This is a genomic window from Enterobacter chengduensis, from assembly GCF_001984825.2.
Taxonomy (GTDB): domain Bacteria; phylum Pseudomonadota; class Gammaproteobacteria; order Enterobacterales; family Enterobacteriaceae; genus Enterobacter; species Enterobacter chengduensis.
The window spans coordinates 4,560,388-4,572,739 of sequence record NZ_CP043318.1 but is presented as its reverse complement, the minus strand read 5'-3'; the positions used below and the strand labels follow the sequence as shown (position 1 = coordinate 4,572,739).

Sequence of the window (12,352 nt, the reverse complement as noted above, 5' to 3'; positions counted from 1 at the left end):
GTACGCTGCGTGACGAAAGCTGACAAGGAGAGATGCGTGAGGCGATTGCCGGGGATTTTATTGCTTACAGGGGCAACGCTGGTCGTGATTGTCGCGTTGCTCGTGAGCGGGCTACGCCTCGTATTGCCGCATCTGGACAGCTGGCGTCCGCAGCTGCTGGCGAAAATCGAATCCACTACCGGCGTGCCGGTGAACGTCAGCCAGATTAGCGCTAGCTGGCAGAATTTTGGCCCGACGCTCGATGTCCGGGATATCAATGCCAGCCTGAAAGACGGTGGCCACCTCAACATCAAGCGCGTGACCCTGGCGCTGGACGTCTGGCAAAGCCTGCTGCATTTTCGCTGGCAGTTCCGCGATCTCACCTTTTACCAGCTCCAGTTTCTGACCAATACGCCGATCTCCGGCGGTGATAGTAGTCAGGGACTGGAAGCGAACCATTTCAGCGATCTCTTCCTCCGCCAGTTCGATCATTTCGATCTGCGCGACAGCGAGGTGAGCTTTATTACGCTTTCCGGCCAGCGCGCCGAACTGGCGATCCCGCAGCTAACCTGGCTCAACGGCAAAAATCGACACCGCGCTGAAGGACAGGTGAGCCTCTCAAGCCTGAACGGCCAGCATGGCGTGATGCAGGTGCGCATGGATCTGCGGGACGATGACGGCCTGCTAAACAACGGCAAAGTCTGGCTGCAGGCCGACGACGTCGACGTGAAGCCGTGGCTGGGCGACTGGATCCAGCAGAATATGCAGCTGGAAACCGCCCGCTTCAGCCTTGAAGGCTGGCTGACCCTGACGAAAGGTGAATTTGCCAGCGGTGATATCTGGCTTAAGCAGGGGGGCGCAAGCTGGAAAGGCGAAAAACAGCAGCATCAGCTTTCCGTTGATAACCTCACCGCGCACGTGACGCAGGAAAAAGAGGGCTGGCAGTTTGCCATTCCGGATACGCGCATCACCATGGACGGCAAGCCGTGGCCGCGCGGTGCCCTTACGCTGGCCTGGATGCCGGAGCAGGACGTGGGCGGCAAGGCCAGTAAACGCAGCGACGAACTGCGCATCCGCGCCAGCAATCTCGATTTAGCTGCCATTGAAGGGCTGCGCTCGATGGCGGCAAAGATTTCCCCGGACCTCGGCGACATCTGGCTGGCAACGCAGCCGAGCGGGCAGATAGACGCCCTGGCGCTGGATATCCCGCTGCAGGCGACGGAAAAAACCCGCTTCCAGGCAACGTGGAAAGATCTTGCCTGGAAGCAGTGGAAGCTGCTGCCGGGGGCGGAGCACTTTAGCGGCAAGCTGGAAGGCAGCGTGGAAAACGGCAGGCTGACGGTAGATATGCACAACGCCAAAATGCCTTACGAGACGGTCTTCCGCGCGCCGCTGGAAATCGAACAGGGCAACGCGGTACTGAGCTGGCTCCGTAACGATAAGGGTTTCCAGCTTGATGGCCGCCATATCGATGTGAAAGCCAAAGCGGTGCACGCGCGCGGCGACTTCCGCTACCTGCAGCCTGAAGGCGACGAGCCGTGGCTGGGGATTCTGGCCGGAATCAGTACCGATGACGGCTCTCAGGCCTGGCGCTATTTCCCGGAAAACCTGATGGGCAAGGCGCTGGTCGACTATCTCAGCGGCGCGATTCAGGGCGGTCAGGCGGATAACGCCACGCTGGTCTACGGCGGTAATCCGCATCTTTTCCCGTACAAACATAATGAAGGTCAGTTCCAGGTCCTGGTGCCGCTGCACAACGCCACCTTCGCGTTCCAGCCGGGCTGGCCCGCGCTTGAAAACCTGGATATCGAGCTTAACTTCCTCAATGACGGACTGTGGATGAAGTCCGACAGCGTGGCGCTGGGCGGCGTGACGGCCAGCAACCTGACGGCCAACATTCCAGACTACTCAAAAGAGAAGCTGCTGATCGACGCCGATATCAACGGCCCGGGTAAAGCGGTGGGGCCGTACTTTGAGGAGACGCCGCTGAAAGAATCGCTGGCCGCGACGCTTCAGCAGCTCCAGCTTGATGGCGATGTGAATGCTCGCTTACATCTTGATATCCCGCTGGACGGAGAGATGACCACCGCCAAAGGTGACGTCCGTCTGAAGAACAACAGTCTGTTCATCAAACCCCTTGAGAGCACCCTCAAAAACCTCAGCGGGCAGTTCAGCTTTGTGAACGGTAATCTCAAGAGCGAGCCGCTGACCGCCAGCTGGTTTAATCAGCCGGTAAATATCGACTTCACCACCACCGAGGGTGAAAAGGCCTATCAGGTGGCCGTCAATCTGGACGGTAGCTGGCAGCCAGCGCGGATGGATGTCCTGCCGAAGCCGATTGAGGCATCAGTGGAGGGGGCGGTCCCCTGGCAGGGGAAAGTGGCTATCGATCTGCCCTACCACGCGGGTGCCCAGTACAAGGTCGACATCACCGGCGATCTGAAAAACCTTCGCAGCCAGCTTCCTGCGCCGCTGGATAAACAGGCCGGGCAGCCGCTGCCGGTCAAGCTGAACGTCGATGGCAACCTGAACAGCTTCGCGCTGACCGGCAGCGCGGGCGGGACAAACCACTTCAACAGCCGCTGGCTGCTTAACAAAAAGCTCACCCTCGACAAAGCCATCTGGACAACGGATAGCCGCTCCACGCCGCCGCTGCCGGAGCAGGCGGGCATTGAGCTAAATCTCCCGCCGATGGACGGCGCAGAGTGGCTGGCGCTGTTCCAGAAAGGCGTTGGGCAAAACGTGGATGAAACCGCCCAGTTCCCGCAAACCATAACCGTGCGCACGCCGTCGCTGATGCTGGGCGGGCAGCAGTGGAACAACCTGAGTATTATTTCTCAGCCCGTCGCTAACGGCACGAAGGTGGAGGCTCAGGGCAGAGAGATCAACGGTACGCTGACCATGCGCAATCACGCGCCGTGGCAGGCGGCGATCCGCTACCTCTACTTCAACCCGGCAAGCGCCGCGAGCGGGAAAGACAAACCGGCAGCAACGTCGCCGCTGGGTCAAACCTCCCGTATCGATTTTAGCGGCTGGCCCGATCTCCAGCTGCGCTGTGCGGAATGCTGGCTGTGGGGGCAAAAATACGGCCGTATCGACGGTGATTTCGCCATTCAGGCAAACACGCTTAGGCTGTCCGGCGGCCTGGTTGATACCGGTTTTGGCCGCATGACGGCCGCAGGGGAATGGGTAAATAAGCCGGGCGAGCAGCGAACGTCCCTGAAGGGCGATATTAAAGGCAACAAGCTGGATGCGGCAGCCAATTTCTTTGGGATCAGCACGCCGCTGCGCGGCTCGTCATTTGACGTCGATTACGATCTTCACTGGCGTGATGCTCCGTGGAAGCCTGATGAAGCCTCGCTGAACGGTATTTTGAAAACCCGCTTCGGCAAAGGTGAAATCGCCGACGTGAGCACGGGGCGCGCCGGGCAGATCCTGCGCCTGCTGAGTTTTGACGCGTTGCTGCGCAAGCTGCGTTTCGACTTCAGCGATACCTTCAGCGAAGGCTTCTACTATGATTCCATCCGCACCACGGCCTGGATCAAAGATGGCGTTATGCATACGGATGACACGCTGGTGGACGGCCTGGAGGCGGATATCGCCATGAAAGGCTCCGTTAACCTTGTGCGTCGCGAGCTGGATATGGAAGCCGTGGTGGCGCCGGAAATTTCCGCGAGCGTGGGCGTTGCGGCGGCCTTCGTGGTGAACCCGATTGTCGGTGCGGCGGTATTTGCCGCCAGCAAGGTGCTGGGGCCGCTGTGGAGCAAAGTCTCCATTCTGCGCTACCGCATTACCGGTCCGATCGATAAACCGCAGATTAACGAGGTGCTGCGCCAGCCGCGCAAAGATGCGCAGCAATGATTTGACGTGGGCAGGTAATTGCCTCACTCTCAATAAATACGATCTTTATACCGCCACGGGCGGCAACGAACGAGTAGCAATACGATGAGTCTGAACCTGGTAAGTGAACATTTGCTCGCAGCGAACGGCCTGAGCCATCAGGACCTGTTCTCCATTCTTGGTCAACTGACCGAACGCCGTCTCGACTACGGCGATCTCTATTTCCAGTCGAGCTATCACGAATCCTGGGTTTTAGAAGACAGCATCATCAAAGATGGCTCTTACAACATCGACCAGGGCGTCGGCGTCCGTGCCGTCAGCGGGGAAAAAACCGGTTTTGCCTATGCCGACCAGATTAGCCTCGCCGCACTTGAGCAGAGCGCGCAGGCCGCGCGCACCATCGTGCGCGATACCGGTGACGGTCGTGTGAAAACCCTGGGAGAAGTGCAGCACTCTGCGCTCTATACCAGCATCGATCCGCTCCAGAGCATGAGCCGTGAAGAGAAACTGGATATCCTGCGTCGCGTGGACAAAGTCGCCCGCGCTGCCGATAAGCGCGTGCAGGAAGTCTCTGCCAGCCTGAGCGGCGTGTATGAGTTGATTCTGGTGGCCGCAACGGACGGTACCCTGGCGGCAGACGTCCGTCCGCTGGTGCGTCTCTCGATCAGCGTGCAGGTCGATGACGACGGCAAACGCGAGCGCGGCTCAAGCGGCGGCGGCGGTCGTTTCGGCTATGACTGGTTCCTGGGCGATGTCGACGGTGAAGCTCGCGCTGACGCGTGGGCTAAAGAAGCCGTGCGGATGGCGCTGGTGAATCTGAATGCCGTCGCGGCGCCGGCGGGGTCATTCCCGGTGGTGCTGGGTGCCGGCTGGCCGGGCGTACTGCTGCATGAGGCGGTGGGCCACGGTCTGGAAGGCGACTTTAACCGTCGCGGAACGTCCGTGTTCAGCGGTCAAATCGGACAGCTCGTCTCCTCTGAGCTGTGCACCGTGGTGGATGATGGCACCATGCCTGACCGTCGCGGCTCGGTGGCTATCGATGATGAAGGTACGCCAGGCCAGTACAATGTGCTGATTGAAAACGGCGTGCTGAAAGGCTACATGCAGGACAAACTTAACGCGCGCCTGATGGGCGTCGCGCCGACGGGCAACGGCCGCCGTGAGTCTTACGCGCACCTGCCGATGCCGCGCATGACCAACACTTATATGCTGCCGGGCAAATCCACGCCGCAGGAGATTATCGAATCCGTTGATTACGGTATCTTTGCGCCTAACTTTGGCGGCGGCCAGGTGGACATCACCTCCGGTAAGTTTGTTTTCTCCACGTCAGAAGCGTATCTGATCGAGAAAGGTAAGGTGACCAAAGCGGTGAAAGGTGCGACGCTGATTGGCTCCGGTATTGAAGCCATGCAGCAGATCTCGATGGTCGGCAACGATCTGAAGCTGGACAACGGCGTGGGCGTCTGCGGCAAAGAGGGCCAGAGCCTGCCGGTTGGCGTGGGCCAGCCAACGCTGAAGGTGGACAACCTGACGGTGGGCGGTACCGCCTGACCTGTTCATGCAAAAAAATGGCGCTACCGATGTAGCGCCTTTTTTTTAACGTAAGTTACCCAGCGGTATCTCCGGATCCGGCTCGTGGGTGATGCGGTTACGCAAGTCGCGACGAATGATTTCGATCGACCAGAACCAGACCAGATGGCCCACGATCTCTGAGACGTGTTCATACCACGGCAGCTCAAACAGCGGTGGCGTCAGCCCCATCAGCGGGAAGGAGATCATATGCACAAAAAGCTGAGCTAACGCACCCGCCAGCAAACCCTGCCAGAGTTTAATTTTCGGGAAGACTTCAGCCACTACACAATAGCCTACGGCGAAGACGATGGAGAAAATAATATGCGTTACGCCGACCCAGTTAAATATATGTCCGGCAAAGGTATAAACCGCCGCGTTAGGATCGACGACGCCCAGCCAGTCGCGTAAAAATACATAGGGAGGGTTCAAAAAATTACGAGAGCAGTCAATTTGGCTTGCGGCCCTGATTAATTGCTCAGGCCCGCATGCGCCGGTGAATAAATCGGTGGGGCTGCGTGGCGGAAGCGGTACTTCGGCTCCCCATTTGACAAAGGCGGAGACAATCCCTGCAATTAAACCGATGAACGCGGCGAGACCATAGCGCCTGCGTGAAGGCGGTGTTTGTTCAAAGAGATTCATTTTTTTTCCTTGTTTAACGTCATCCTGAGAAATACATTTTTTTATTCATATCAGTAACAAATTAATAACAGCCTGATGAACAGACTGCATATAAAGTAATGGGCGGGCGGCGGTAGTGTCAATTAGCTATTCCTGATAGTAATGAGGGGATATTCCAGAATGCGGATGTGATTCATCCTGGGAATATTCATCGCTCATATACTTTCAGGGATAAATCGATTATTCCTTTCTTCTTCCCCGCATTCCCTGAAACAGCTCCGCCACGTCCACAAAATACTCGGTCAGATAGTTAATACACACCTGTACCTTGAGAGGGAGTTTGTCTTTTTCGGTATACAGGGCGTACACCGGACGCGGATCGGACTGGTAGCGCGGGAAGAGGATCTCCAGCACGCCGCTGTTGATCTCGTTGATCACCCACATTAGGGGGACGTAGGCGATCCCGGCACCGGCCACCAGCCAGCGCGAAATGGTCATCGGATCGTTGGTGACGAATCGCCCTTCCGGCAGCAGCCTGGTGGAGATCCCCTCCGGGGCAATCAGCTCAAATTCATTGTCGGGCCGCACGCTGTATTCCAGCCACGAGTGGTTGGTAAGATCGGCGGGTTTCTCCGGAACACCGTACTGCGCCAGATAGCTCTTTGAGGCGCAGACGACCATCGGCATGCTGCCCAGTCGACGCGAGAACAGGCTGGAATCCTGCAGCGCGCCGACGCGGATCACCACGTCCAGCCCGTCAGCAATCAGATCCGGCGCAGGGATACCCGTCACCAGATTGACGGTCAGCCCGGGGTACTCTTTCAGCATATCGGCGGTCATGGCAGCGAGCACATTTTGTGCCATAGTTGAAGAACACCCGATGCGCAGCGTGCCGATCGGGGTGTTGTTAAAAGCGTAGAGCTGTTCGTGGACGTCCTGCACTTCGTGCATCATGCGTCGGCAGCCCTGATAGTAAATTTTACCCGCTTCCGTCAGCCCAATGCTGCGGGTACTGCGGTTGAGCAGCTTGACCTGAAGCTCATCTTCCAGTTTAGACACCGTCTGGCTGATGGATGAGACGCTCATCTGAAGCTGGCGTGCCGCGGCGGTAAACGAACCCAGTTCAACCACTTTGGCGAAGACCGACATGCGTTTTAAACGTTCCATTGTTCACTCTGGCTTAAAAGTGATTTAGATCACATATTATAGATAACAGCATAACAGTTACGTTAATATATTATTAATTACATAACGGCTGCGCCATTCTCGCCCGGCGTTTCTTGCTCTCCTGCGATGGCGCGCGCTAAAAAATTCTGAAGCCTGCACTCTCTCTTATCAAGGTCAACATGAGTCTGTTTCCCGTTATCGTGGTGTTCGGTCTGTCGTTCCCACCGATATTTTTCGAGCTACTTTTATCACTGGCGATCTTCTGGCTGGTGCGCAAGGTGCTGGTCCCTACCGGGATCTACGATTTCGTCTGGCACCCTGCATTGTTCAATACCGCGCTGTATTGCTGCCTGTTTTACCTGATATCGCGCATGTTTGTCTGAGGTTGATGTGAAAACGCTAACAAGAAAAATCTCCCGCACTGCCATCACCATGGCGCTGGTTATCCTCGCCTTCATCGCTATTTTCCGCGCCTGGGTTTATTACACCGAATCGCCGTGGACGCGTGATGCACGCTTCAGCGCCGATGTGGTGGCAATCGCCCCTGACGTGGCCGGCCTTATCACGGCGGTCAACGTCCACGATAACCAGCTGGTGAAGAAAGACCAGGTCCTGTTCACCATCGACCAGCCACGTTACCAGAAAGCGCTGGAAGAGGCGGAAGCGGACGTGGCCTATTACCAGGCGCTGGCTGCGGAGAAACGCCGCGAGGCAGGGCGCCGTAACCAGCTGGGCGTTCAGGCCATGTCCCGTGAAGAGATTGACCAGTCCAACAACGTGCTGCAAACCGTGCTGCACCAGCTGGCGAAAGCGCAAGCCACGCGCGATCTCGCTAAGCTCGATCTGGAGCGCACCGTGATCCGCGCCCCGTCGGATGGTTGGGTAACCAACCTGAACGTCTATGCCGGGGAGTTCATTACCCGTGGTTCAACCGCCGTGGCGCTGGTTAAGCAGAACTCCTTCTACGTGCTCGCCTATATGGAAGAGACCAAGCTTGAAGGCGTGCGTCCGGGTTATCGTGCGGAAATCACGCCGCTGGGCAGTAACCGCGTCATTGAAGGCACCGTCGACAGCGTCGCGGCAGGGGTAACCAACTCCAGCAGCTCTAACGATACCAAAGGAATGGCGACGGTGGATTCCAACCTGGAGTGGGTACGTCTGGCGCAGCGCGTGCCGGTGCGCATCCATCTGGATGAACAGCAGGGCAACCTGTGGCCTGCGGGGACCACGGCGACGGTGGTGATTACCGGTGAAAAAGACAGGGATGCCAGCCAGGACTCGTTCTTCCGTAAAATCGCCCACCGCCTGCGCGAGTTTGGTTAATCGCTATGGGCATCTTTTCCATCGCCAGCCAGCACATTCGCTTCGCCGTGAAGCTGGCCTGTGCCATTGTGCTGGCGCTGTTTGTCGGCTTCCACTTCCAGCTTGAAACCCCTCGCTGGGCGGTGCTGACGGCCGCCATTGTTGCGGCGGGGCCAGCCTTCGCCGCGGGTGGGGAACCCTACTCGGGTGCGATCCGCTATCGCGGCATGCTGCGTATCATCGGGACGTTCATCGGCTGTTTTGCGGCGCTCACCATTATTATTCTGATGATCCGCACCCCGCTGCTGATGCTGATGGTCTGCTGTATCTGGGCGGGTTTCTGCACCTGGATCTCGTCTCTGGTGAAGGTGGAGAACTCCTACGCCTGGGGGCTGGCGGGCTATACCGCGCTGATCATCATCATCACCATTCAGTCCGAACCGCTGCTCGCCCCGCAGTTTGCTGTTGAACGCTGCAGCGAAATTGTGATTGGTATTGTCAGTGCGATTGTCGCTGACCTGCTGTTCTCCCCGCGCTCCATCAAGCAGGAAGTCGACCGTGAGCTCGACGCGCTGATTGTCGCCCAGTACCAGCTGATGCAGCTCTGCATCAAGCACGGCGACAGCGAAGAGGTGGATAACGCCTGGAGCGGCCTGGTTCGCCGCACCCAGGCGCTGGAGGGGATGCGCAGCAACCTGAACATGGAGTCGTCACGCTGGGCTCGCGCGAATCGCCGCCTGAAAGCCCTCAACACCGTTTCTCTTACGCTGATTACCCAGGCATGTGAAACCTATCTGATTCAGAACACCCGGCCGGAAGCGGTCACCGATACGTTCCGCGAACTGTTTGCCGAGCCGGTGGAAACCGTTCAGGACGTACATAAGCAGCTCAAGCGCATGCGCCGGGTGATTGCCTGGACCGGGGAGCGCGATACGCCGGTGACGATCTACACCTGGGTCGGCGCCGCGACGCGCTATCTGCTGTTGAAACGCGGCGTGATCGGTAACGCCAAAATCAGCGCGGCGGAAGAAGAGGTGCTTCAGGGAGAAGTAGTGATCAAGGCCGAATCCGCCGAGCGCCATCACGCGATGGTCAACTTCTGGCGTACCACGCTCGCCTGTATGCTCGGCACGCTGTTCTGGCTCTGGACGGGCTGGACGTCCGGCAGCGGCGCGATGGTGATGATTGCCGTCGTGACCGCACTGGCGATGCGTCTGCCTAACCCACGCATGGTCGCGATTGATTTTCTGTACGGTACCATTGCCGCCCTGCCGATCGGCGCGCTCTATTTTCTGGTCATCATCCCGTCGACCCAGCAGAGCATGCTGCTGCTCTGTATTAGCCTGGCGGTGATGGCGTTCTTTATCGGCATTGAAGTGCAAAAGCGGCGGCTGGGATCGCTGGGGGCGCTGGCGAGTACGATTAATATCATCGTGCTGGATAACCCGATGACTTTCCATTTCAGCCAGTTCCTCGACAGCGCGTTAGGTCAGCTGGTGGGCTGTTTCCTGGCAATGATGGTGATCCTGCTGGTTCGCGATAATTCGCAGGCAAGAACGGGCCGCGTGCTGTTGAACCAGTTTGTGTCGGCCGCCGTGTCGTCGATGACAACCAACACCGCGCGCCGTAAAGAGAACCACCTTCCCGCGCTCTACCAGCAGCTGTTTTTACTGCTGAACAAGTTCCCGGGCGATATCGCGAAGTTCCGCCTGGCGTTAACCATGATCATCGCGCACCAGCGCCTGCGCAATGCGCCCGTGCCGATCAACGACGATCTGTCGGCCTGGCACCGCCAGTTACGCCGTACCGCCGATCATGTGCTATCCGCCAGCAGCGATGACAAACGGCGTCGTTATTTTACGCAGCTGCTTGAAGAGCTCGATATCTATCAGGAAAAGCTTAAGCGCTGGGACGCACCGCTTCAGGTAACCGAGCCGGTAGGACGGCTGGCGCTGATGCTGCATCGCTATCAAAATGCCCTCACGGATAACTGACTGAAGTAAAAAAACCGACGCCAAAAGCGTCGGTTTTTTTGTGGCTATACTTATTTCAGCACGTTCTTACATTCAGAAAGGGAGGACACATGACGACCCAGGCGCTTCAGGACAGCACCCTTTTTCAGACCGGTTATCTGGTCAACGGCATTTGGAAAACGCTGGACACGACGTTTGACGTACTTAACCCGGCCACCGGAGAAGTCATCGCCCGCGTCGCGAAAGCCGGAAAAGCAGAAACCGAAGCGGCGATTGCTGCCGCCACCCAGGCTTTCCCGGCCTGGCGTGCCAAAACCGCGAAAGAACGCTCGGCCATTCTGTACCGCTGGTACGAACTGATTATTGAGAATAAAAGCTGGCTCGGGCGGTTAATGACCACCGAACAGGGCAAGCCGCTGAAGGAGGCGGAAGGTGAGGTGGAGTACGCCGCCAGCTTTATCCAGTGGTTTGCCGAAGAGGCCAAGCGCGCGAACGGTGAAATTATTCCGCCAATCAAACCCGGCTCGCGCATTCTGGTAACCCGTGAACCTGTTGGCGTGGTCGCGGCGATTACGCCGTGGAACTTCCCGATGGCCATGCTCACCCGCAAGTTAGGCCCGGCGCTGGCGGCAGGGTGTACCGGGGTGATCAAACCGGCCAATAACACGCCGCTCAGCGCCTTTGCGCTGCTTACGCTGGCGAAACAGGCCGGCGTCCCAGACGGCGTTCTCAACGCCGTGGCCGGGAATACGCATGAAATAAGCGATGCTATCATGGCCAGCCGGGACGTGCGTAAAATCTCCTTTACCGGTTCAACCTCCGTCGGCAAAACGCTGGTGCGCAACGCCGCCGAAACCATGAAGAAAGTCTCGATGGAGCTAGGAGGGAATGCACCGTATATCGTTTTTGAGGATGCGGACATCGACGCGGCGGTTAAGGGGGCGATTGCCAACAAGTTCCGCAATGCCGGTCAGGTCTGCGTCAGCGTGAACCGTTTTTATATTCAGGAAACCGTCTACGACAAGTTTGTGAATAAACTAGCCGATGCCGTGAAGGCGCTGAAGGTGGGGAATGGTCTTGAGGACGGCGTCGTCGTCGGGCCGCTAATTGAATCTTCTGCGGTCGACAAGGTGCGGGAGCATGTCGACGACGCCGTCGCCCGAGGCGCAACCGTGCTGGCAGGCGGTAAGCCCCATCCGCTTGGCGGGAACTTCTGGATGCCAACCGTGCTGGGCGACTGCCATGAGGGCATGAAGCTGGCTGAAGAAGAGACGTTTGGCCCGGTTGCGGCGTGTTTCCGCTTTACCTCTGAAGATGAAGTCATCCAGCGCGCCAACAACACGCCCTACGGGCTGGCGACTTACTTCTATACCCAGAATCTCTCACGGGTCTTCCGCGTTTCGCAGGCCATCGAGAGCGGGATGATCGGCATTAACGAGTGCGCCGTTTCCACGGAACTGGGACCCTTTGGCGGCGTAAAAGAGTCAGGCCTTGGACGCGAGGGCTCCGTGCTGGGGCTGGAAGAGTATCTGGAAGTGAAAACCCTGCATATCGGGGGATTATAATAAACAGGGCGGCATCTGCCGCTCGCCTGGACAGGGTCGCTGGCAATGAAAATCTATACGTTTGATTTTGACGAGATTGACGGTCAGGAAGACTTCTACCGTGAATTTATTCGGGTGTTTGAGCTTGAACGGGAAAGCGTGACGAATCTGGATACGCTGTGGGACGTGGTCACCGGCAGTCAGCTGCCGCTACCGCTGGAAATTGAGTTCATCCATTTGCCCGATAAGCTGCGCAGACGCTTTGGCGCGCTGATATTGCTGTTCGATGAAGCGGAAGAAGAGCTGGAAGGACAGCTGCGCTTTAACGCGCGGCATTGAATGAAAAAAAGCCCCTGA

At 57.8% G+C, this 12,352-nt stretch carries 9 protein-coding genes; 7 read left to right on the top strand and 2 right to left on the bottom strand.

The features are described 5' to 3' along the window. Positions 1-36 precede the first annotated feature (36 nt). Together yhdP and tldD are read left to right on the top strand one after the other, a co-directional pair. Positions 37-3,840, top strand: a complete 3,804-nt coding sequence (yhdP, locus tag FY206_RS22110; RefSeq protein WP_032642437.1) for an AsmA2 domain-containing protein YhdP — start codon at positions 37-39, stop codon at positions 3,838-3,840. Between the two features lie 84 nt (positions 3,841-3,924). Continuing rightward, a complete protein-coding gene (gene tldD / locus FY206_RS22105) occupies positions 3,925-5,370 on the top strand; it encodes a metalloprotease TldD (RefSeq protein ID WP_032642435.1) in 1,446 nt (481 codons plus the stop codon). A gap of 45 nt (positions 5,371-5,415) precedes the next feature. Here the strand turns inward: tldD and FY206_RS22100 are convergent, their stop codons facing one another. Then, positions 5,416-6,030, bottom strand: coding sequence for a YagU family protein (locus FY206_RS22100; RefSeq protein WP_032642433.1), 615 nt, complete (start codon positions 6,028-6,030; stop codon positions 5,416-5,418). 219 nt (positions 6,031-6,249) lie between these two features. Then, positions 6,250-7,176 carry an HTH-type transcriptional activator AaeR gene (aaeR, locus tag FY206_RS22095; protein ID WP_032642431.1) on the bottom strand — a complete coding sequence of 309 codons (927 nt, stop codon included), beginning with the start codon at positions 7,174-7,176 and terminating at the stop codon, positions 6,250-6,252. 179 nt (positions 7,177-7,355) lie between these two features. Between aaeR and aaeX the strand changes: the two genes are divergently transcribed. The 5 genes from aaeX to FY206_RS22070 all read left to right on the top strand — a co-directional run bounded on the left by aaeX (position 7,356) and on the right by FY206_RS22070 (position 12,334). Continuing rightward, positions 7,356-7,559 (top strand): p-hydroxybenzoic acid efflux pump operon protein AaeX, encoded by a 204-nt coding sequence (gene aaeX / locus FY206_RS22090; protein ID WP_003860416.1) that lies wholly within the window; start codon positions 7,356-7,358, stop codon positions 7,557-7,559. Positions 7,560-7,566: 7 nt separating this feature from the next. Next, positions 7,567-8,499: a p-hydroxybenzoic acid efflux pump subunit AaeA gene (gene aaeA, locus FY206_RS22085; RefSeq protein ID WP_077064351.1), complete on the top strand. Its 933-nt coding sequence runs from the start codon at positions 7,567-7,569 to the stop codon at positions 8,497-8,499. A gap of 5 nt (positions 8,500-8,504) precedes the next feature. After that, positions 8,505-10,472: a p-hydroxybenzoic acid efflux pump subunit AaeB gene (gene aaeB, locus FY206_RS22080; protein ID WP_032642429.1), complete on the top strand. Its 1,968-nt coding sequence runs from the start codon at positions 8,505-8,507 to the stop codon at positions 10,470-10,472. Between the two features lie 89 nt (positions 10,473-10,561). Beyond that, on the top strand, positions 10,562-12,016 hold the full coding sequence (locus FY206_RS22075) for an NAD-dependent succinate-semialdehyde dehydrogenase (RefSeq protein WP_032642426.1): 1,455 nt from the start codon (positions 10,562-10,564) through the stop codon (positions 12,014-12,016). A 45-nt stretch (positions 12,017-12,061) separates the two neighbouring features. Then, entirely contained in the window at positions 12,062-12,334 is a 273-nt protein-coding gene (locus FY206_RS22070) for a barstar family protein (protein WP_032642424.1), read from the top strand. Positions 12,335-12,352: the final 18 nt, after the last annotated feature.

What these genes read in the sequence shown, in the direction of transcription:
- aaeX (WP_003860416.1), top strand. Translation starts at nt 7,356, where the DNA reads ATGAGTCTGTTTCCCGTTATCGTGGTGTTCGGTCTGTCGTTCCCACCG.
- aaeB (WP_032642429.1), top strand. Translation starts at nt 8,505, where the DNA reads ATGGGCATCTTTTCCATCGCCAGCCAGCACATTCGCTTCGCCGTGAAG.
- aaeR (WP_032642431.1), bottom strand. Translation starts at nt 7,176, where the DNA reads ATGGAACGTTTAAAACGCATGTCGGTCTTCGCCAAAGTGGTTGAACTG.
- tldD (WP_032642435.1), top strand. Translation starts at nt 3,925, where the DNA reads ATGAGTCTGAACCTGGTAAGTGAACATTTGCTCGCAGCGAACGGCCTG.
- FY206_RS22070 (WP_032642424.1), top strand. Translation starts at nt 12,062, where the DNA reads ATGAAAATCTATACGTTTGATTTTGACGAGATTGACGGTCAGGAAGAC.
- FY206_RS22100 (WP_032642433.1), bottom strand. Translation starts at nt 6,030, where the DNA reads ATGAATCTCTTTGAACAAACACCGCCTTCACGCAGGCGCTATGGTCTC.
- FY206_RS22075 (WP_032642426.1), top strand. Translation starts at nt 10,562, where the DNA reads ATGACGACCCAGGCGCTTCAGGACAGCACCCTTTTTCAGACCGGTTAT.